This is a genomic window from Pseudomonas sp. BF-RE-25 (assembly GCF_019956105.1).
Lineage (GTDB): Bacteria > Pseudomonadota > Gammaproteobacteria > Pseudomonadales > Pseudomonadaceae > Aquipseudomonas > Aquipseudomonas migulae.
The window spans coordinates 1-20,698 of sequence record NZ_JAHBDB010000060.1 but is presented as its reverse complement, the minus strand read 5'-3'; the positions used below and the strand labels follow the sequence as shown (position 1 = coordinate 20,698).

The following is a 20,698-nucleotide window of genomic DNA, read 5'->3' as shown; positions in this document are numbered from 1 at the left end:
TCGGTCCTCGCAATGCGTAGGACCGATCCGCATTTCAGGCTTCTTCCAGCTCGACCAATGCACTGCCTTCGCTGACCATCTCGCCTTCCTGGCAATACAGCGCCTTGATCACCCCGGCGTGTGGTGCACGAATGCTGTGCTCCATCTTCATCGCCTCCAGCACCACCAGTTGCGCCCCGGCTTCGACCGTTTGCCCGGCCTCCACCAGCACTCGCACGATGCTGCCGTTCATGGGCGCAGTGAGCCCGCCGTGATGGCTGTGACTGGCTTCTACGGCGCTGATCGGGTCGTAGGACTCGATGCGGCGCAATTCACCATCCCATTGCAGATACACAACGCCGTCGCGACGGATTGCCCGATGCTGGCGGCGCACGCCGTTGTGTTCGGTCAGCAGTTGCTCGCCCGCGAGTTGCGCCGATCGGGTAGCGCCCAACGTCAGCGCACGGTCCTGACCTTCGCAGCTCAAATGCAGGGTGATTTCTGTCGGCAATCCGGCACGGAACCCAGTGCCGATCCCCCAAGGCGAACTCAGGTCATCAGTGCGGGTCGTGTCCGGTTGGCTTTGGGAAAACGCCTGCGCCGCGGCTTGCCAGAACTCATCACTGAGCGGCGAGGGCTCTGGCAGCAGTTGCTCCTGGTAACGCGGAATGAACCCGGTATCCAGCTCAGCCGCCGCAAACGCCGGATGTCCAACGATTCGACGCAAGAAGTTGATGTTGGTCTTGAGCCCGCCAATCGCGAACTCATCGAGCATGCTCAGCAAGCGCAGGCGCGCCTGTTCGCGGTCCTCACCCCAGGCAATCAGCTTGCCGAGCATCGGGTCGTAGAACGGCGAAATCTCGTCGCCTTCTTCCACGCCGCTGTCGACCCGACGACCCGGACCTTGAGCCGATTCACGGTACAACTCCAGGCGCCCGGTGGCCGGCAGGAAATCATTGCCGGGGTCTTCGGCGTACAGCCGCACTTCGATCGCATGGCCGATCAGGGGCACTTGATCCTGAGTCATCGGCAGCGCTTCACCGCGTGCCACGCGAATCTGCCAGGCCACCAGATCGAGGCCGGTGATGGCTTCGGTGACCGGGTGTTCGACCTGCAGGCGCGTGTTCATCTCCATGAAGAAGAACTCGCCGCGCGCATCCAGCAAGAACTCCACGGTGCCGGCGCCGACATAACCGATGGCCTGCGCCGAACGCACGGCCGCTTCGCCCATGGCGCGGCGCAGTTCCGGGCTCAAGCCTGGTGCGGGCGCTTCTTCGACGACTTTCTGGTGCCGACGCTGAATCGAGCAGTCACGTTCGTTGAGGTACAGGCAATTGCCGTGCTGGTCGGCGAAAACCTGGATTTCCACGTGGCGCGGCTTCAGCAGATATTTCTCGACCAGCATCCGCGAATCGCCGAACGAGGATTGCGCTTCACGCTGGGCCGAGGCGAGGGCTTCGGCCAGTTGGCTGACGTCCTCGACCACTTTCATGCCTTTGCCGCCACCGCCCGCCGTCGCCTTGAGCAGCACCGGATAACCGATGCGTTCGCAGGCGTCGCGGAAGGTGTCGAGGTCTTGAGCTTCGCCGTGATAACCGGGCACCAGTGGCACACCAGCGGTTTCCATCAAGGCTTTGGCGGCGGATTTGCTGCCCATGGCGTCGATGGCCGAGGCGGGCGGACCGAGGAAGATCAGGCCTGCTTGTTCGATGGCGCGGGCGAACCCGGCATTCTCGGACAGAAAACCATAACCCGGATGAATCGCCTGCGCGCCGCTGGCCTTGGCGGCGGCGATCAGTTTGTCGATTTGCAGGTAGCTGTCGGCGGCTTTGCTGCCACCGAGGTCAACGCGAATGTCCGCTTCGCGGCTGTGCCGTGCTTCGCGGTCGGTGGCGCTGTGCACGGCGACGGTGGTCAGGCCCAGGGCCTTGGCGGTGCGCATGACCCGGCACGCGATTTCGCCACGGTTGGCCACCAGCAGAGAGGTAATGACAGGTGCGCTCATCAACGCGGCTCCTTGGGGGTGGTTTCGGCCTGCCAGCTCGGCGGACGTTTTTGCAGAAAGGCGCGCAGGCCTTCCTGGCCTTCGGGGCTGACGCGGATTCGTGCGATGGCATTTTCGGTGTAGCGACGCAGCGCCGGGGTCAGCGCGCCGTTGCCGACTTCACGCAGCAAATCCTTGCTGACGCGCATGGCTGCGGGGCTGTTGAGCAGCAGGTTGTCGATCCATTGCTCGACTTTCTGCTCCAGCTCATTGCCCGGATAACTCTCCGACAACAAGCCGATTTCCCGAGCGCGTTGCCCACCGAAGCGCTCGGCGGTCAGCGCATAACGGCGTGCCGCACGTTCGCCGATGGCTTGCACCACGAACGGGCTGATCACCGCCGGTGCCAGGCCGATACGCACTTCCGACAGGCAGAACTGCGCGTCGTCGGCGCCGATGGCCATGTCGCAGCAACTGATCAGGCCCAGCGCGCCGCCGAAAGCCGCGCCTTGTACCACGGCCAGCGTCGGAACTTTCAGCTTGGCCAGGTTGTACATCAACTCCGCCAGTTCCCGGGCGTCGTCCAGATTGGTGTGGTAATCGAGTTCGGCCGATTGCTGCATCCACGCCAGGTCGGCGCCGGCACTGAAATGCTTGCCACGTCCGCGCACCAGCAAAAAGCGCAGGCTGGCGTCGGTCGAGACCTTGTCCAGCGCGAGGATCAGCTCACGGATCATCTCGGCGTTGAACGCGTTGTTCTTTTCTTCCCGGCTGAGCCACAGAGTCGCGAAACCACGCGGGTCGGTCTGCAGTTCGAGGGTGTTGAAGTCGCTCATGTTCATCCGTCTCCACGGTACTTGTAGGAGCGAGGCTTGCCCGCGAAGGCGTCGGTACATCCAACATCGATGTGACTGACAAACCGCTTTCGCGGGCAAGCCTCGCTCCTACAAAGTCAGATCACATCCGGAACACGCCGAAGCGGCTCGGTTCGATTGGCGCGTTCAGCGACGCGGACAAGGCCAGGGCCAGCACATCGCGGGTCTGCGCCGGGTCAATGACGCCGTCGTCCCACAGCCGTGCGCTGGAGTAGTAAGGGTGGCCCTGTTCTTCGTATTGATCGAGGATCGGTTGCTTGATTTCGGCTTCCTGCTCGGCGCTGAAACCATGCCCGCCACGTTCAGCCTGCTCGCGCTTGACCTGCACCAATACGCCCGCCGCTTGCTCGGCGCCCATCACGCCGATGCGTGCATTCGGCCACATCCACAGGAAACGTGGATCGTAGGCCCGCCCGCACATGCCGTAGTTACCGGCGCCGAAGCTGCCGCCGATGATCACGGTGAATTTCGGCACCTTGGCACACGCCACGGCGGTCACCAGTTTTGCGCCGTGCTTGGCGATGCCGCCGGCCTCGTACTTCTGGCCAACCATGAAGCCGGTGATGTTTTGCAGGAACAGCAACGGAATGCCGCGCTGGCAGGCCAGTTCGATGAAGTGCGCGCCTTTCTGCGCGGCCTCGGCGAAAAGGATGCCGTTGTTGGCGAGGATCGCGATCGGGTAACCGTGCAAGTGAGCAAAACCGCACACCAGCGTGGTCCCGAACAGCGCCTTGAATTCGTCGAACACCGAACCGTCCACCAGCCGCGCGATCACTTCGCGCACATCGAACGGCTGCTTGGCGTCGGCCGAGACCACGCCATACAACTCGTCGCTGCTGTAGAGCGGGGCGATGGGCGTGCGTTGTTGCAGTTCGCCGAGCTTGCGCCAGTTGAGGTTGGCGATGCTGCGTCGGGCAATGGCCAAGGCGTGTTCATCGCTCTCGGCATAATGGTCGGCAACCCCGGAAATCTTGCAGTGCACGTCGGCACCGCCCAGATCTTCGGCGCTGACCACTTCACCGGTCGCGGCTTTCACCAGCGGTGGGCCGGCGAGGAAAATAGTCGCCTGCTCGCGAACCATGATCGCTTCGTCGGCCATCGCCGGCACGTAAGCGCCGCCGGCAGTGCACGAGCCCATGACCACCGCGATTTGCGGAATGCCCATGGCGCTCATGTTGGCCTGGTTGAAAAAGATCCGCCCGAAGTGCTCGCGGTCCGGGAACACTTCATCCTGACGCGGCAGGTTGGCGCCGCCGGAGTCCACCAGATAAATGCACGGCAAGCGGTTCTGCTGAGCGATGGTCTGGGCGCGCAGGTGTTTTTTCACGGTCAGCGGGTAATACGAGCCGCCTTTCACGGTGGCATCGTTGGCCACGATCATGCACTCGACGCCTTCCACTCGACCGATCCCGGCAATCACGCCCGCGGCCGGCACGTCTTCGCCATACACCTCGTAGGCCGCCAATTGGCTGATTTCAAGAAACGGCGAGCCCGGATCGAGCAGGCGATTGATCCGCTCGCGGGGCAGCAATTTGCCCCGCGAAGTGTGGCGTTCTTGCGCTTTCGGACCGCCACCTTGCTGCACTTGCGTGAGCAGGGTGTGCAAGGCGTCGACCTGGGTGAGCATCGCCGCGCTGTTCGCGGCAAACTCCGCCGAACGGGGGTTGAGCTGGGTATGCAGGATAGCCATGGACAGCTCCGTTTAGCGGGTTTCGTTGAACAGTTCGCGACCGATCAGCATGCGACGGATCTCACTGGTGCCGGCACCGATTTCGTACAGCTTGGCGTCACGCAGCAGACGACCGGCCGGGAATTCGTTGATGTAACCGTTGCCGCCGAGAATCTGGATTGCGTCGAGGGCCATTTGCGTGGCGCGCTCGGCGCTGTAGAGGATCACGCCGGCAGCGTCCTTGCGCGTGGTTTCGCCGCGCTCGCAGGCCTGGGCCACCGCATAAAGGTAGGCGCGGCTGGCGTTGAGTTGGGTGTACATGTCGGCGACTTTGCCCTGGATCAGCTGGAATTCGCCGATGCTTTGCCCGAACTGCTTGCGGTCGTGGATGTACGGCACGATCAGGTCCATGCAGGCCTGCATGATCCCGGTCGGGCCGCCGGACAGGACGACACGTTCGTAGTCGAGGCCGCTCATCAGCACTTTCACGCCGCCGTTGAGCACGCCGAGGATGTTTTCTTCCGGCACTTCGACGTCATCGAAGAACAGCTCGCAGGTGTTGGAGCCGCGCATGCCGAGCTTGTCGAACTTGTTGCTGCGGCTGAAGCCTTTCCAGTCGCGCTCGACGATGAACGCGGTGATGCCGTGCGGGCCTTTTTCCAGGTCGGTCTTGGCGTAGATCACGTAGGTGTTGGCGTCGGGACCGTTGGTGATCCAGGTTTTGCTGCCGTTGAGCACGTAGTGATCACCACGTTTGTCGGCGCGCAATTTCATCGAGACCACGTCGGAACCGGCATTCGGTTCACTCATGGCCAGGGCGCCGATGTGCTCGCCGCTGATCAGCTTCGGCAGGTATTTGCTTTTCTGTTCGTGATTGCCGTTGCGGTTGATCTGGTTCACGCAAAGGTTGGAGTGCGCGCCGTAGGACAGGGCGACCGACGCCGAACCGCGGCTGATTTCTTCCATGGCCACCACGTGCGCCAGGTAACCCAGGCCAGCACCGCCGTATTCTTCCGGGACGGTAATGCCGAGCAGGCCCATGTCGCCGAACTTGCGCCACAGGTCGGCGGGGAACAGGTTGTCGATGTCGATCTGAGCGGCGCGCGGGGCGATCTCTTTGGCGACGAAGGACTGGACCTGATCGCGCAGCATGTCGATGGTTTCACCGAGGGCAAAGTTCAGGGATGGATAGCTCATGGGTCACCTTTTGGCTTTTTTGTAGGGCGGGGAGGGTCGTGATTTGGCTCTCACCTTTACGTTAACGTAAGCCTGTGACGAATGGCTGTCAATCACCCTTTACGTTAACGTCAACTTGAGCGAGAGTAGAGCCAGTTCAAGATAGAAAGCGGACCAAACTTGTAGGAGCGATGCTTGCTCGCGAAAGCGTCAGATCAGTCGACATAAATGTTGAATGTAGAGGCCTCTTCGCGAGCAAGCATCGCTCCTACAGGTATCCGTTGGTAGCCCATTAATAAAGACAATAGGGGTCGTCATGGATCAACCCAGTGCAAGCCCGCAGCGCAGCTATACCCGTGGTTCTCAGGACAAAGCCTTGCTGGCGATGACCATCGGTCAGGCATTTGATAACACCGTCGCGCAGTATCCGACGGGCGAGGCGCTGGTCGTGCGCCATCAACAGTTGCGCTACACCTGGCAGCAACTGTCCGACGCCGTGGACCTTCATGCCCGGGCGCTGCTCGCGCTGGGGTTGCAGACCGGTGATCGCCTCGGCATCTGGGCGCCGAATTGCGCGCAGTGGTGCATCAGCCAGTTTGCCAGCGCGAAGATCGGCGTGATCCTGGTCAACATCAACCCGGCGTATCGCAGCTCGGAACTCGAATACGTGTTGAAGCAGTCAGGCTGCCAATGGCTGGTCTGCGCGGGCGCGTTCAAGACCTCTAATTACCACGGCATGCTGCAAGGCCTGGTGCCCGAGCTGGCGGAACAATCCATCGGCCAGTTGCAGAGCGAGCGTCTGCCGGACTTGCGCGGCGTGATCAGCCTGGATGCGCAGCCGCCATCAGGTTTTCTGCCGTGGTCGCAACTGAGCGATCTCGCAGCGGGTGTATCCAGCGAGCAGTTACGCGAGCGGGGCGACAGCCTGCATTTCGACCAGGCCGTGAACATCCAGTACACCTCCGGCACCACCGGTTTTCCGAAGGGCGCGACCCTCAGCCACTACAACATTCTCAACAACGGTTACATGGTGGGCGAAAGCCTCGGCCTGACCGCCAATGATCGGCTGGTGATTCCGGTGCCGCTGTATCACTGCTTCGGCATGGTCATGGGCAACCTCGGCTGCATCACCCACGGCAGCACCATGATTTACCCTAACGACGCCTTCGATCCGCTGCTGACCCTGACCACCGTCGCCGAAGAAAAGGCCACCGCACTGTATGGCGTGCCGACCATGTTCATCGCCATGCTCGATCAGCCGCAACGTGCGCAATTCGATCTGTCGAGCCTGCGTACCGGGATTATGGCCGGCGCGACCTGTCCGATCGAAGTGATGCGTCGCGTGATCAGCGAAATGCACATGAATGAAGTGCAGATTGCCTACGGCATGACGGAAACAAGTCCGGTGTCGTTGCAGACCGGTCCTTCAGACGAACTGGAATTGCGCGTCACCACGGTCGGTCGCACCCAACCGCAGCTTGAAAGCAAAATCATCGACGAGGCGGGCAACCTGGTACCGCGCGGCACCATCGGCGAACTCTGCACCCGTGGCTACAGCGTGATGCTCGGCTACTGGAACAACCCGCAAGGCACCGCCGAAGCCATCGATCAGGCCGGCTGGATGCACACCGGTGATCTGGCGAGCATGAATGATGAAGGCTACGTGTGCATTGCCGGACGCAACAAGGACATGATCATCCGAGGCGGTGAGAATATTTACCCGCGGGAGCTGGAAGAATTCTTCTTCACTCACCCGGCCGTGGCGGACGTGCAAGTGATCGGCATCCCGTGTTCGCGTTATGGCGAAGAGATCGTCGCCTGGATCAAATTCCACCCCGGTCACAGTGCCACCGAGCAAGAGCTGCAAACCTGGTGCAAGGAGCGCATCGCGCACTTCAAGACACCGCGCTACTTCAAGTTTGTGGAAGAGTTTCCGATGACGGTGACCGGCAAGATCCAGAAATTCCGGATGCGCGAGATCAGCATCGAGGAATTGCGCATCAACAAGGCGTGACAAATTTCCCCTTGTGGGAGCCAGCCTGCTGGCGATAGCGGAGTGTCAGTCAACATACCTATGTCTGAACCACCGCAATCGCCAGCAGGCTGGCTCCCACAGGGGCGATGGTGAAAACCTGAATCGCAGAAAGCACAAAGGGGAGCCGAAGCTCCCCTTTAATTTTTCGTTGCGCATGCTCTTTTTTTATTATTGAGGGGCGGTCTGTTTTTGTTTTTGGCAACCGTGACCCTTTACCGCTGTTTTTGTCGATCCCCATCCGGGATCAAGAGCAAACGTATTTTTTTGAGCGCTGATCTACTTTTTCGCTAAGCGATCCAACCAGTTCGGGAGCTACCTGAAGGTAGTTTTATTGTTCTCTGCCCGGTTGCGGGTTACTCCGAAAAGCACCCTGAAAAGCACACCTTCTCCAAAAAAATCTGTTAGCTGCGTCTCTGCCGTGTTGTTCTTGTTATGTCAGAGTCGTTACGTCTTATTTTTATTGGTTTGCTGCTTTTTATTCTTGTTATGCCATAGAGATAGCAGAAGCCGTGCCAACTTTTAAAAACCCTTTAAAATCAACAGCTTGAATTTTTGTAGGATTTTTCGCTCAGGTAAACCCCTACAATTTGTTTCCGTGTTACTCGCTTATCCCCCACGTTCCAGACGCAGCGGTAACACCTGGACACATCAGCACACTTACTGCGCGCTGCGAGCCTTGGCCACGCGCGAACCGGTGGGGCGCCCCAGCACTGTGCAAATCTGCTGACCGGCGAGAATCAAGGCGTCCAGGTCGATACCTGTTTCGATGCCGAGGCCATTGAGCAGGTAAACCACGTCTTCGGTGGCGACGTTACCGCTGGCGCCTTTGGCGTAAGGGCAGCCGCCGAGGCCGGCGATGGAGCTGTCAAACACCGAGATCCCTTCGAGCAGGCTGGCATAGATGTTGGCCATGGCCTGGCCGTAGGTATCGTGGAAGTGCCCGGCCAGTTTCTCCCGAGGCACGTCGGCCGAAACCACTTCGAACATTTTGCGCGTCGCGCCTGCCGTGCCGGTGCCGATGGTGTCCCCCAGCGAGACTTCGTAGCAGCCCATGGCATAGAGCTCGCGGGCGACCAGGGCAACTTGCTCGGGTTTGACATGACCTTCATAAGGACAGCCCAGCACACAGGACACGTAACCGCGAACGGTGACGCCGTGCTGCCTGGCGGCTTCCATGATCGGCGCAAAACGCTCCAGGCTTTCGCTGATCGAGCAATTGATGTTGCGCTGGGAAAACGCTTCGGACGCTGCGGCGAACACTGCGACTTCCTTGACCCCGGCGGCGATCGCATCTTCGAAGCCGCGCAGGTTGGGGGCGAGGGCGCCATAGGTCACGCCGGGTTTGCGCTGGATTTGCGCGAAGACTTCGGCGGATCCGGCCATCTGCGGCACCCATTTGGGCGAAACGAAACTGCCGACTTCTATATAGCCGAGGCCCGCGGCCGTGAGTGCGTCGACCAGTTGCACCTTATCGGCAACGCTGATCGGTTGAGCTTCGTTTTGCAGACCGTCGCGGGGGCCGACTTCGACCAGGCGTACGTGGGAAGGAAGGGACATGGGAATCGACCTTTGTTGATTATCTGAATGCCGAATGAACCCTGTAGGAGCAAGCTTGCTCGCGATTGCGGTAGCACCTTCAACATAGATGTCGACTGACGCGACGCCATCGCTGGCAAGCCAGCTCCTACAGGACCGGCTGGCTTTTCATCGTCTGTTCCAGCGCCTGGGTGCAGCGCTCCTGTGCGGTGTCCAGTTCCAGCTTCATCTGCTCGATGTCGAGCATCTGCTGCTCCAACTGTTCGCGGCGCTCGGCGATTTTGCTCAGCATGGTTTGCAGCTGTTTCTGATTGCCGCCGGTGGGGTCGTAGAGTTCGATCAGCTCGCGGCATTCGGCGAGTGAGAAGCCAATGCGCTTGCCCCGCAGGATCAGTTTCAGGCTGACCTTGTCACGGGGCGAATAGATGCGTTCCTGGCCGCGTCGTTCGGGGCTGAGCAAGCCTTGCTCTTCATAGAAGCGAATGGCCCGCGTGGTGATGTCGAGCTCGCGGGCGAGGTCGGAAATGCTATAGGTCTGGCTGCTCATGGAAGCGCTCAAAAAAAGGTCATGGCGCTAAGCTAATGGCAGGTTGACGTTTACGTCAAGGGGCGGGGTTTTTCATCGTCATTGCGGGCCTCTTCGCGGGCAAGCCTCGCTCCTACAAGTACTGTGTAAATCCTGTAGGAGCGAGGCTTGCCCGCGAAGAACGATAACCCGGTGTAATGCCCTACACCTTATCGAGCTTCTTCTCATGCGCCGTCACCTGCTGGCACAACTCGATCATCTGCTCGCGCATCCAGCGGTTGGCCGGGTCCTGGTCGGTGCTTTCGTGCCAGTAAAGGTGAGTTTCCACCGGCGGCACATCGTTGACCGGCAGGTTCACCGAATACAAATCATGGCGGCGGGCGAAGCGCTCCGGCACGGTCATGACCATGTCGGTCTGCTGCAATACCTGCGATGCCATCAAGTAATGCTGGGAGCGCAGGGCAATCTTGCGCTGGATGCCCATCTTGCCTAGAGCCAGGTCGACATGGCCCAGACCACTGCGGCGGCTGGAAATATGGATGTGCGTCAGTGACAGATAGTCATCGAGGGTGAATTTCTCCTTGGTCGCCAGCGGATGGCCCTTGCGCATGGCGCACACGTAACGGTCTTCCATCAACTTGACGTGACGCACTTGCGGGTCGGTGTTGAGCGGCGCGTCCACCGCAAAGTCGAGTCGCCCGGCCGCCAGTTCCTTGGTGGTCTCGCGGCGCTTGGACAGAAAGCTTTCGATGATCACCGTCGGCGCCAGGCGGCGCAGGCGCTGGAACAGTGGCGGCAGGATCACCGCTTCGGTGAGGTCGGTCATGCTGATGCGGTACGTCTTGACCGCCTGCAACGGGTTGAAGATGCGGCTTTCCTGCACCGACACCCGCAGCAGCGAGAGGGCGTTGCGCACCGGGCCGATGATGTTTTGCGCCATCGGCGTTGGCACCATGCCTTGGGCCGTACGCACGAACAAAGGATCGTTGAACGTCTCGCGCAGGCGGGCCAGAGCGTTCGAAACAGCCGGTTGAGTAATGCCGACAATCTGTCCGGCGCGGGTCAGGTTGGCTTCGGTGTAGATCGCGTCGAAGACGATGAAAAGGTTGAGGTCGACCTTGCTCAGATTCATTGCGCTGCACTCTTATTGTTGGTTCTCAATCAGCCGATCATATATCGGTGATGAATGTTAATACACGCCGAGAATAGGCTAGGTAAATTTTCATAGCTGTTCTAGCATCGATTGCATGACCTAAACAACCTCCCCCCAGAAGGTAGCTGCTCATGGATTTCGCTTATTCGCCCAAGGTGCAAGAACTGCGTGAGCGCGTGACCGCGTTCATGGACACCTACGTTTATCCCGCCGAAGCCGTGTTCGAGCGCCAGGTTGCCGAGGGCGACCGCTGGCAGCCGACTGCGATCATGGAAGAACTGAAACTCAAGGCCAAGGCTGAAGGCCTGTGGAATTTGTTTCTGCCTGAGTCCGAACTCGGCGCCGGCCTGACCAACCTCGAATACGCACCATTGGCAGAGATCATGGGCCGCTCGCTGTTGGGGCCTGAGCCATTCAACTGCTCGGCGCCCGACACCGGCAACATGGAAGTGCTGGTGCGCTACGCCAACGAAGAACAGAAGCAACGCTGGCTCGAACCGCTGCTACGCGGTGAGATCCGCTCGGCGTTCGCCATGACCGAACCGGACGTGGCTTCGTCCGACGCCACCAACATGGCGGCCCGCGCCGTGCGCGACGGTGATGAGTGGGTGATCAACGGCAAAAAGTGGTGGACCTCGGGTGCCTGCGATCCACGCTGCAAGATTCTGATCTTCATGGGCCTGAGCAATCCTGATGCGCCACGCCACGCCCAGCACTCGATGATTCTGGTGCCGGTGGATGCACCGGGCGTGAAGATCGTTCGTCCGCTGCCGGTGTTCGGTTACGACGACGCGCCTCACGGTCACGCCGAAGTGTTGTTCGAAAACGTCCGCGTGCCGTACGAAAACGTCCTGTTGGGCGAAGGACGCGGCTTCGAAATCGCCCAGGGTCGCCTTGGCCCGGGTCGGATTCACCACTGCATGCGTTCGATCGGCATGGCTGAGCGTGCGCTGGAACTGATGTGCAAACGTTCGGTGAATCGCACTGCGTTCGGCAAACCCCTGGCGCGCCTGGGCGGCAACATCGACAAAATCGCCGACTCGCGGATGGAGATCGACATGGCGCGCCTGCTGACCTTGAAAGCGGCGTACATGATGGACACCGTCGGCAACAAAGTGGCGAAAAGCGAAATCGCGCAGATCAAGGTGGTGGCACCGAACGTGGCGTTGCGCGTCATCGACCGGGCGATCCAGATCCATGGCGGGGCAGGGGTTTCCAACGATTTCCCGCTGGCCTACATGTATGCGATGCAGCGCACGCTGCGCCTGGCCGACGGCCCGGATGAAGTGCACCGCGCGGCGATCGGCAAGTTCGAGATCGGCAAGTATGTGCCGAAGGAAATGATGCGCAGCAGCCACTGAGTGTCACCCCTCTGTAGGAGCGAGCCTGCTCGCGATGGTCGCCAACGATAACGCGTGTTTATTGGATAAACACGGTGTTCATTAGTCCATCGCGAGCGGGCTCGCTCCTACAGTTGATAGCGTTTCAGTCGATCACTGGCAGTCCGTAAAAAGCCCGCGCACAGGCAGTGCTATGGGCCGCCAGCTCTTCCTCGCTTTCCCCGCGATGCAACGCCACTTCCCGCAACACTTCAGTCAGGTACGCCGGTTCGTTGCGGCCATTTTTCGGCTTTGGCCGCAAACTGCGCGGCAGCAGATACGGTGCATCGCTCTCCAGCATCAACCGCCCGCGTTTGATTTCTTTCACCAACGGATGCAAATGTGTGCCCCGACGCTCGTCGCAGATCCAGCCGGTGATGCCGATGTGCAAGTCGAGGTCGAGGTAGCTGAACAGCGCCTTCTTTTCGCCGGTGAAGCAATGCACCACGGCGGCCGGCAACTGGTCGCGGTAATCGCGCAGGATTTCCAGCAAGCGCTGACTGGCATCACGTTCGTGGAGAAACACCGGCAGTTGCAGATCGACCGCCATCGCCAAGTGTTCTTCGAGGACTTTTTCCTGTTGCGGACGCGGCGAGAAATCACGATTGAAATCCAGCCCGCATTCACCCACCGCCACTACGTTCGGCTCTTTGAGCAAACTGCGCAGACGCTGGGCGCTGTCGGCGTTCCAGTCGCTGGCTGCGTGAGGGTGAATGCCGGCGGTGGCGAACAGCCGTTGCGCCGTTTCATCCAATTGTCGGCACAGCTCCAGCGCCTGTTCGCTGCCTTCGACATTGGTGCCGGTGAGCACCAATTGGCAGACTCCCGCGGCATAGGCGCGGTCGAGTACAGCCTGGTGTTTGTCGGCAAAACTGGGGTTGGTCAGGTTGACGCCGATATCGATGAGTTGCATGGTGCTACCTCGGACCAAAGGCCGGAAAGCATATCAGAGCTGTAGATTTATAAGAAAAGCCAAGAACTACAACGAGTTAAAGCTGTCTTTTGATGCCGCGAGACAAGCTGGGGTGGTCAGCGTGCCATCACTGTGCCAGTCTTTCGCACTTTGCCAGCGCTCAAGGCGCTCTGTTTCTGTCGTTCGATTTCAAACATTTTTTTGAAATTGGCCCAGTATTCTTTCCGGAGAGTGGATGACACGTCCCTCGATTTTGTTACTGCTGTGTGGTTCGTTGCTGCTGCCGATGCCGGCGGTTGCGCGGCTGGCCGGCCCGCTGCAAGCCGTGCCGGCGGCCCAGGTGCGTGACCTGCAGGAAATCCGCAGCAGCCGTGTGCTGAAGGTGCTGGTCAACCAGAGCCGCAACAGCTCCGGCGAAGTACAGGGCCAGGCCATCGGCGTCGAATACCATCGCTTGCGTGCCTTCGAGCAATACCTCAATGGCCATGCCCGTGACGGTCAGGAAGTGACGCTCAAGATCATTCCCAAAGCCAAGGATCAACTGCTCGGCGCGTTGCAGCGCGGGGAGGGGGATCTGGTTGCACCGGGCGAGTTGCTCGATCTGCAACCGGGCTACGCCGTCAGCACCAGCGAACCGATTGCCAGCGACATTCCTCTGGTCCTGGTCGGAATCAAGGGCGAGAAGCGCTACACCCGCCTTGAACAACTGTCCGGTAAAACCCTGGCGCTACCCACCGGCAGCGCCGCCGGGGAGGCGATCAGTCAGATCAATCAAAAACTTGCCTTGCACAAACTGGCACCGGTGAAGATCGAGTGGGTCGATCCGAGCCTAGCGGTCGAAGACGTGCTGGAAATGGTTCAGGGCGGGATTTTTCACCTGACCATCGTCGAGCAGCCGATTGCCGAACGCTGGGGCAAGATCCTGCCCAAGTTGCGTTTCGATCGGCAGGTGCTGATCAGCGAGCCGGGGGAAGAATTCTGGTTCGTACGCCGCGATGCCTCGATGCTGCGGGCGAGCATCGATCGCTTCCTGCTCGGGTACAAAAAGCCTTCGGATCAGGACGCGGCGTTCCTGCGCATCTATCGTCGTCTCTATCAAGTGCATTACCCACTGGCCAAGACTGATCGCCAGCGCCTGGAAAAACTTCGACCGGTACTGCAGAAACACGCCGATGCCCAAGGCATGGATTGGTTGAATCTGGCGGCATTGGCCTTCAAGGAGTCCGCGTTGCAACCCCGCGCACGAAGCGGCGGTGGCCCCACTGGCCTGATGCAGATCACTCCGTCCGCGGCCCAGCGGGTAGGGGTCAACAACATTCAGGACCTCGATGCCAATGTGCAGGCCGGGGCCAAATACCTGGCGATGATCCGCCGCAAGTTTTTTGCCAGCCCCAAACTCAACGAGCGTGAGCGTATGGCGTTCGTGCTGGCGGCTTACAACATCGGGCCGGAGCGGGTTCAGGGCATGCGCGCCGAGGCGCGTCGGCGAGGCTTGAATCCCAATCAATGGTTCTTCCAGGTCGAGCGCATCGCCATGGAGCAGGTGGGAATGGGACCTGTCAGCTATGTTAATAGCGTGAACAAGTATTACTTGGCGTTCGATCGGGAGCGGGAGTCGTTGGAGCCCCAGGGGCAGAAAGTAGCCTTAAGGAAGTGATCGAATAAACTGATTGTTATGGCGAAAAATTTGCGCTTTTAGCATTTAATTTATTGATTAATATAGCGGCCAACCAACACACAAACACACAATGGATGACACAGCATGAGCTCACTGATCAACAAGGTACTGTTTACCCGCGCTGGCTACGGCCTGACTGTCCTGCGGATCTTCGTCGGCATCATCTTCGCGGCTCACGGCTCGCAGAAACTCTTCGGCGCTTTCGGCGGCTACGGTCTGGCGGGCACCGCGCAGTACATGGAAAGCATCGGCCTGGCACCGGGTTACCTGATGGCCACGTTGGCCGGTGGTACCGAGTTCTTCGCCGGTCTGGCCTTGATCATCGGCTTGCTGGTCCGCCCTGCGGCACTCGGCCTGACGTTCCTTTCGCTGGTCGCCATCTTCAGCGTGCATATCAGCAACGGTCTGTTCATGGCCAACAACGGTTATGAATTCGCCCTGGCCCTGCTGGGTGGCAGCATCGCGGTGCTGTTCGAAGGCGCCGGCAAGCTGTCGGTTGATCGCGCCATCGCTGGTTGATCGCTCTGGCTCAACGAAAAGGCCCGCATTGCGCGGGCCTTTTTTGTTGTGCGTCATTCTTGACACTGTCCGGTCAGCTTCTCTAGGATGCTGCCATGCGCCGATTTAAACAGCTACTTGCGGGGCGCCAGGTGACTCATTCAGTTGCCGATAGAAGCTTGAAACAGGCTTCGAAATACCGCTAAAGCGCTGGTTCGGTGTTGCCTCTCACCTGCCATGCAGACTTTTGAGGCAGAGACACGACACGATGAATGCACTAAACCCCGTTGTACGCCCCGCGCCGATCACGGCACATCTGACCCAGCGCAATCCAAAAATCCTGCTTGGCGGCAAACATCAGCCGACGCTCCTGCGTTACCTCGATGGTTGGCCACGTCGCACCGGTGGACCCGCAGCTTTCCTGATCCAGTTTGTCGAAGACGGTGAGTCACTCGCGCGTTTTGCCAGCGACAGTTTCGACCTGGCGGTGATTCAGTCGCCCGCCCTTGAAGACGCGCCAGAGATGATCAGGCAACTGACCCGCGTCGCCCGGCAAGGATTGATCACCCGCCGTTAAGGCTTATGGGTAATCAATCGCCACGATATACACGCACTGTTCGCCGGTAGGCGTCTGGACCCGAACTTCGGCGTCCAGTGCCTTGCCGATCAGGGCGCGTGCCAGCGGTGAGTCGATGCTGATCAGGCCCAGTTTCAAGTCCAGTTCGTCCGGCCCGACGATGCGGTAGCGCGACTCCTTGCCGTCCTCGTCTTCGATGGTGACCCAGGCCCCGAAGTAGACTTTGTTCGGATCGCTGGGCTTTTCGCTGACCACCTTGAGCGCTTCCAGCCGTTTGGTGAGAAAGCGCACGCGACTGTCGATTTCGCGCAGCATCTTTTTGCCGTAGGTGTATTCGGCGTTCTCGGAGCGATCACCCTGCGCCGCGGCCTCGCTGACCGATTGCGTGACCTGCGGTCGGCGCACATGCCAGAGTTCATGGAACTCGGCCCGCATCCGCGCTTCACCTTCAGGGGTGATCAGCGCGGTGCCAGCGGTGCGGGGAGGGCGATAACGGCTCATGGCAACTTCTTGTGGTTGAGAAGGGTTGAGTCTATCAACCCTCGCGCAAGACTGTCAGGGGGCTGGCGTTCAAGGCGCGCCGGGTGCCAAACACGCCGGCACCGCCGATCAGCACGGCGCCGATCAGGGGCAACACCAACAGCCACGGATGCGGGTGCCATGGCAAGTCGAAGGCGTAACGGTACAGCACCAGGCTCACCAGCTCCGAGCCCAGCGCTGCCAGCAATCCGCTGACCGCGCCAAGCAGGCCGAACTCGATCCGTCGGGCCTTGACCAGCAACTGGCGCTCGGCCCCCAGAGCTCGCAGCAATGCGCCCTGGCGAATGCGTTCATCCAGCGTGGCTTGCAGGCCCGAGAACAACACCGCCATCCCCGCCGCCAACACAAACAACAACACGTACTCCACCGCCAGGGTGACCTGGGCGAGGATGCTGCGCAGCTGCGCCAGCAAGGCTTCGACTTGCAGAATGGTCACCGCCGGGAAGGCGCGGGACAGGTCGATGATCTGCTGGTCGTGGCCCGCCGCCAGATAGAAACTGGTCAGGTAGGTCGCTGGCAGATCCTTCAATGTGCCGGGCTGGAAAATCATGAAGAAGTTCGGCTGGAAGTTGTCCCAGTTGATCTCCCGCAGGCTGGTGACCTTCGCTTCGCGATTGACCCCGCCGACAGTAAAGACCAAGTGATCGCCGAGCTTGAGCTTCAGGCTCTCGGCGACTTTGCCTTCCACCGACACGCCGGGAACGTCGTCCGGCGCCTGATCGCCCCACCAGTTGCCGGCGGTGAGTTTGTTGCCGGCCGGCAGGTCTGCCGCCCAGGTCAGGCTGAGGTCGCGCTGAATCGCCCGATCACCGGCCGAGTCCTTGCTGACGATGTCCTGCACCGGTTCGCCATTGATGCTGATCAATCGCCCCGGCACCACTGGATACAACGGCGCCGATTGTGCCGACAGTTCGATCAGGCGATCGGTGAATGCCTGTTTTTCCGCTGGCAGGATGTTCAGCGCGAAGTAATTCGGCGCGTTTTTCGGCAACTGGTTTTGCCAGGTGTCCAGCAATTCGCCGCGCAGCAAAGCGATCAGCGCCATGGACAGCAGGATCAGACCGAAGGCCAGCGATTGGCCGGCTGCCGCCAGTGGATGACGCAGCAGTTGACCCAGGCCGAGACGCCACGGCAACGAAGCGCGCGCGAGCATTCGGCGCAGGCTCTTCAGTAGCAGCAACAGCAAACCGCCCAACACCAGCGCCGCGATCACGCCGCCGCCGAGCAGGGCGAAGGTCAGTACCAAATCCAGGCTCAGGCGCCACATGATCAGCCCGAGAGCGCCCAGTGCAGCGCCGTAGACCATCCAGGTGCTGGAAGGAATCGGCAGCATGTCGCGACGCAATACGCGCAATGGCGGGACCCGACCCAACGCAGCCAGTGGCGGCAAGGCAAAACCGGCCAGCGCTACCAGTCCGGTGCCGATCCCGGCGATGGCCGGAAGCAGGCCGCCCGGTGGAACATCGGTCGGCAACAAATCATGCAGCAGCGCGAACAACCCGAGTTGCGCCAGCCAGCCGAGCAAGGCGCCGCTGATGCTGGCCAGCAGTCCGAGAACCGTCAGCTGCAAACTGAACAGCACCATGGTTTCCCGACGGGACAGCCCGAGGCAGCGCAAAAGTGCACTGGCATCGAAGCGGCGGGTGGCGAAGCGCGTCGCCGACAGCGCCACCGCGACGCCGGACAACAGCACCGCGACCAGACTCGCCATGTTCAAGTAGCGCTCGGCTTTGCCCAGTGCGCCGCCGATCTGCCGGTTGCCATCGCGGGCGTCTTGAATGCGTTGATTGGCGGCGAGGCCGGGTTTGATCAATTGACGGTAGGTTTCCAGCGCTTCGGGCTTGCCGCGCCAGAGTTCGCGGTAGCTGACGCGGCTGCCGGGTTGCACCACGCCGGTCGCCGTGAGATCGCTGAGGTTGATCAGCACCCGTGGCGTCAGGCTGTAGAAATTGCCGGCGCGGTCCGGTTCATAGGTCAGGACGCGCGCCAGTTTCAGGGTGCGCATGCCGACGTCGATGCTGTCGCCGATCTTCAAGTCCAGCGCGGTCAGCAGTCGCGCTTCAACCCAGGCTTCGCCGGGTTTCGGCCCGCCTCCGGATTCTTCCGCAGCGAAGGGCGCGGCGGCGCTTTTCAGCTCGCCGCGCAGTGGATAGACGTCGTCGGCGGCCTTGATGCTGGACAGCTGAATGCCATTGTCGGTGGCGATTACGCTGGAGAACTCCACCACCTGCGCATGTTCGAGGCCCAGATCCGTGCCGCTTTTGATCTGTTCGGGTCGCGCCGGCGAACTGCCTTCGAGCAGCAGGTCGGCGCCGAGAAACTCGGTGGCGCGCAGCATCATGGCGCCATTCAGGCGGGCACCGAAGTAACCGATGGCGGTACTCGCCGCCACCGCTACCAGCAAAGCGAAGAACAACACCCGCAGCTCACCGGCGCGGGCGTCGCGCAGCAGTTGGCGGATGGCGAGACTGAACAGGCGCAACAGCGGCAGGCGTGCCATCAAGGCTCCAGAGGGGCGACCAGCAGGCCGGCTTCAAGGCGGATCAGGCGCCGGCAACGATGTGCCAGGCGTTCATCGTGGGTCACCAGCACCAGGGTCGTGCCGCGTTCCTTGTTCAGTTCGAACAACAGATCGCTGATGCGCTCGCCGGTGTGGCTGTCGAGGTTGCCGGTGGGTTCGTCGGCGAACAGCACATCGGGCTCGGCGGCAAACGCACGGGCAATCGCCACACGTTGCTGCTCGCCACCGGAGAGCTGGCGGGGCGAGTGGGTCAGGCGTTGGCCCAAACCGACCCGTTGCAGCAATTCGGTGGCGCGCTCACGGGCGTCTTTGCGGCCATCGAGTTCCAGCGGCAGCATGACGTTTTCCAGGGCGTTGAGGCTGTCGAGCAATTGGAATGATTGAAAGACAAAACCGACGTGTTCGGCGCGAATGCGTGCGCGTTGGTCTTCATCGAGATTGCTCAGGCCCTGGCCTGCGAGGGTGACTTCACCGCTGCTCGGCAAGTCGAGGCCGGCGAGCAGGCCGAGGAGGGTGGATTTCCCTGAACCGGACGCGCCGACGATGGCCAGGCTGTCGCCCTTGTTCAGTTCCAGGCTGAGTTCGTGCAGGATAGTCAGATCACCTTCCGCGCTGGGAACCACTTTGCTGAGGTCCTTCGCGGTGAGAATGCTTGCGCCCATGGAGAATCCGATGCGAGTGTGGTTTTTGAGTGCTGGCCTGGCCTTGATGTGCATGGCCCAGAACGCAGCGGCGGGTACTGTCCTGATCGTTGGCGATAGTATCAGCGCCGGTTTCGGACTGGATACCCGCGAGGGGTGGGTGTCGCTGCTTGAGCAACGGCTCAAGCGCGAAGGTTTCGACGATAAGGTGGTCAATGCGTCCATCAGCGGCGACACCAGCGCCGGAGGCCGGGCGCGCCTGCCTGCGCTGCTTGCAGAGCATAAACCGGAGTTGGTGATCCTCGAGTTGGGTGGCAATGACGGGCTGCGCGGAATGCTGCCAACACAATTGCAACAAAACCTTGCGGCGATGATCAACAGCTCCAAGGCCAGTGGTGCCAAAGTGCTGCTACTCGGCATGCAATTGCCACCCAACTACGGTGCGCGCTACAACAAGGTCTTCGCTGAGGCTTTCAGCAACGTCGCCGCCGAGAAAAAAATCCCGCTGGTGCCGTTTTTCCTCGAGGGCGTGGGTGGGCATCCTGAGCTGATGCAGTCAGACGGCCTGCACCCGACTGCGGGCGCTCAGGACAAGTTGCTGGAAAATGTCTGGCCGACACTGAAACCGCTGCTTTGACGCTTTTCTAGCGGCGGTGTTTCGGCTAAGGTGGCGCCCCCGATTTGGAGCCCCCGATGCCGCGTCCCGCCTGGTCACTTTTTGCCTATCAACTGATCGAGCCTGACGAACAGCTGGATCTGTTCGCCTGCCAGGAAGTGCGGGTACATCTGGTGACCCGTCAGCTGGAGCTGGGCGGCTCGGCCGATCGTACCTTGTGCGGAAGTCTGCTGCCCGCGCAACCGCGCTGGTCGAGCGTTGATCGCCGGGTGTTCCAGGATCAGCGGCTGTGTTCGTTGTGCCGGGCCATTCTGGAGTCGCAAAAGCGCGGTACTTCGCCGATCTGGCCGGAGCTGCGGTTCGAGCTTTGATGGCTTGATGTGGGGTTGGGTTGGGTTGGGT

The 20,698-nt window shown here is 60.7% G+C and carries 19 protein-coding genes; 7 read left to right on the top strand and 12 right to left on the bottom strand.

Translation table 11 applies throughout. The annotated features are described in order from the left end of the window. Nucleotides 1-34: 34 nt before the first annotated feature. From KGB24_RS23725 to KGB24_RS23710, 4 genes are all read right to left on the bottom strand, one after another. Nucleotides 35-1,984 carry an acetyl/propionyl/methylcrotonyl-CoA carboxylase subunit alpha gene (locus KGB24_RS23725; protein WP_223414396.1) on the bottom strand — a complete coding sequence of 650 codons (1,950 nt, stop codon included), beginning with the start codon at nucleotides 1,982-1,984 and terminating at the stop codon, nucleotides 35-37. Next, on the bottom strand, nucleotides 1,984-2,799 hold the full coding sequence (locus KGB24_RS23720; RefSeq protein WP_008041207.1) for a gamma-carboxygeranoyl-CoA hydratase: 816 nt from the start codon (nucleotides 2,797-2,799) through the stop codon (nucleotides 1,984-1,986). The genes KGB24_RS23725 and KGB24_RS23720 overlap by 1 nt, the downstream gene beginning before the upstream one ends. A gap of 121 nt (nucleotides 2,800-2,920) precedes the next feature. After that, nucleotides 2,921-4,528: a carboxyl transferase domain-containing protein gene (locus KGB24_RS23715; RefSeq protein WP_223414395.1), complete on the bottom strand. Its 1,608-nt coding sequence runs from the start codon at nucleotides 4,526-4,528 to the stop codon at nucleotides 2,921-2,923. A gap of 12 nt (nucleotides 4,529-4,540) precedes the next feature. Then, nucleotides 4,541-5,704: an isovaleryl-CoA dehydrogenase gene (locus KGB24_RS23710; protein WP_008031893.1), complete on the bottom strand. Its 1,164-nt coding sequence runs from the start codon at nucleotides 5,702-5,704 to the stop codon at nucleotides 4,541-4,543. Nucleotides 5,705-5,999: 295 nt separating this feature from the next. Between KGB24_RS23710 and KGB24_RS23705 the strand changes: the two genes are divergently transcribed. After that, nucleotides 6,000-7,697 carry an AMP-binding protein gene (locus KGB24_RS23705; RefSeq protein ID WP_207285994.1) on the top strand — a complete coding sequence of 566 codons (1,698 nt, stop codon included), beginning with the start codon at nucleotides 6,000-6,002 and terminating at the stop codon, nucleotides 7,695-7,697. A 58-nt stretch (nucleotides 7,698-7,755) separates the two neighbouring features. Here KGB24_RS23705 and KGB24_RS23700 read toward each other — a convergent pair whose 3' ends face one another. The 4 genes from KGB24_RS23700 to KGB24_RS23685 form a co-directional block, all read right to left on the bottom strand. Next, nucleotides 7,756-7,956, bottom strand: coding sequence for a hypothetical protein (locus KGB24_RS23700; protein WP_032828949.1), 201 nt, complete (start codon nucleotides 7,954-7,956; stop codon nucleotides 7,756-7,758). Nucleotides 7,957-8,375: 419 nt separating this feature from the next. After that, a complete protein-coding gene (locus KGB24_RS23695; protein WP_192229214.1) occupies nucleotides 8,376-9,275 on the bottom strand; it encodes a hydroxymethylglutaryl-CoA lyase in 900 nt (299 codons plus the stop codon). 127 nt (nucleotides 9,276-9,402) lie between these two features. Beyond that, nucleotides 9,403-9,801: a MerR family transcriptional regulator gene (locus tag KGB24_RS23690; RefSeq protein WP_008031889.1), complete on the bottom strand. Its 399-nt coding sequence runs from the start codon at nucleotides 9,799-9,801 to the stop codon at nucleotides 9,403-9,405. Nucleotides 9,802-9,982: 181 nt separating this feature from the next. Next, nucleotides 9,983-10,912: a LysR family transcriptional regulator gene (locus KGB24_RS23685; RefSeq protein WP_008031887.1), complete on the bottom strand. Its 930-nt coding sequence runs from the start codon at nucleotides 10,910-10,912 to the stop codon at nucleotides 9,983-9,985. Between the two features lie 152 nt (nucleotides 10,913-11,064). Here KGB24_RS23685 and KGB24_RS23680 point away from each other — a divergent pair, with 152 nt between their 5' ends. Continuing rightward, nucleotides 11,065-12,294, top strand: coding sequence for an acyl-CoA dehydrogenase (locus tag KGB24_RS23680; protein ID WP_008031886.1), 1,230 nt, complete (start codon nucleotides 11,065-11,067; stop codon nucleotides 12,292-12,294). Nucleotides 12,295-12,418: 124 nt separating this feature from the next. Here the strand turns inward: KGB24_RS23680 and KGB24_RS23675 are convergent, their stop codons facing one another. Continuing rightward, complete coding sequence (locus KGB24_RS23675) at nucleotides 12,419-13,225, bottom strand: TatD family hydrolase (protein WP_192419003.1); 807 nt, start codon at nucleotides 13,223-13,225, stop codon at nucleotides 12,419-12,421. A gap of 235 nt (nucleotides 13,226-13,460) precedes the next feature. Here KGB24_RS23675 and KGB24_RS23670 point away from each other — a divergent pair, with 235 nt between their 5' ends. The 3 genes from KGB24_RS23670 (at nucleotide 13,461) to KGB24_RS23660 (ending at nucleotide 15,978) form a co-directional block, all read left to right on the top strand. Beyond that, on the top strand, nucleotides 13,461-14,882 hold the full coding sequence (locus tag KGB24_RS23670) for a transglycosylase SLT domain-containing protein (protein WP_223414394.1): 1,422 nt from the start codon (nucleotides 13,461-13,463) through the stop codon (nucleotides 14,880-14,882). 105 nt (nucleotides 14,883-14,987) lie between these two features. Beyond that, nucleotides 14,988-15,422, top strand: a complete 435-nt coding sequence (locus tag KGB24_RS23665) for a DoxX family protein (protein WP_008031879.1) — start codon at nucleotides 14,988-14,990, stop codon at nucleotides 15,420-15,422. Between the two features lie 247 nt (nucleotides 15,423-15,669). Continuing rightward, on the top strand, nucleotides 15,670-15,978 hold the full coding sequence (locus KGB24_RS23660) for a hypothetical protein (RefSeq protein ID WP_008031878.1): 309 nt from the start codon (nucleotides 15,670-15,672) through the stop codon (nucleotides 15,976-15,978). A gap of 3 nt (nucleotides 15,979-15,981) precedes the next feature. Here KGB24_RS23660 and greB read toward each other — a convergent pair whose 3' ends face one another. The 3 genes from greB to KGB24_RS23645 are packed head-to-tail and all read right to left on the bottom strand — an operon-like array spanning nucleotide 15,982 to nucleotide 19,701. After that, on the bottom strand, nucleotides 15,982-16,479 hold the full coding sequence (gene greB, locus KGB24_RS23655) for a transcription elongation factor GreB (protein WP_008031876.1): 498 nt from the start codon (nucleotides 16,477-16,479) through the stop codon (nucleotides 15,982-15,984). 34 nt (nucleotides 16,480-16,513) lie between these two features. Further along, nucleotides 16,514-19,018: an ABC transporter permease gene (locus KGB24_RS23650; RefSeq protein ID WP_223414393.1), complete on the bottom strand. Its 2,505-nt coding sequence runs from the start codon at nucleotides 19,016-19,018 to the stop codon at nucleotides 16,514-16,516. Then, nucleotides 19,018-19,701 carry an ABC transporter ATP-binding protein gene (locus KGB24_RS23645; protein ID WP_008041184.1) on the bottom strand — a complete coding sequence of 228 codons (684 nt, stop codon included), beginning with the start codon at nucleotides 19,699-19,701 and terminating at the stop codon, nucleotides 19,018-19,020. Before KGB24_RS23645 ends, KGB24_RS23650 begins: the two co-directional genes overlap by 1 nt. 10 nt (nucleotides 19,702-19,711) lie before the next feature. Here KGB24_RS23645 and KGB24_RS23640 point away from each other — a divergent pair, with 10 nt between their 5' ends. Both KGB24_RS23640 and KGB24_RS23635 read left to right on the top strand, forming a co-directional pair. Beyond that, nucleotides 19,712-20,317: an arylesterase gene (locus tag KGB24_RS23640; RefSeq protein WP_008031871.1), complete on the top strand. Its 606-nt coding sequence runs from the start codon at nucleotides 19,712-19,714 to the stop codon at nucleotides 20,315-20,317. Between the two features lie 56 nt (nucleotides 20,318-20,373). Further along, a complete protein-coding gene (locus tag KGB24_RS23635) occupies nucleotides 20,374-20,667 on the top strand; it encodes a hypothetical protein (RefSeq protein ID WP_003226812.1) in 294 nt (97 codons plus the stop codon). Nucleotides 20,668-20,698 lie beyond the last annotated feature (31 nt).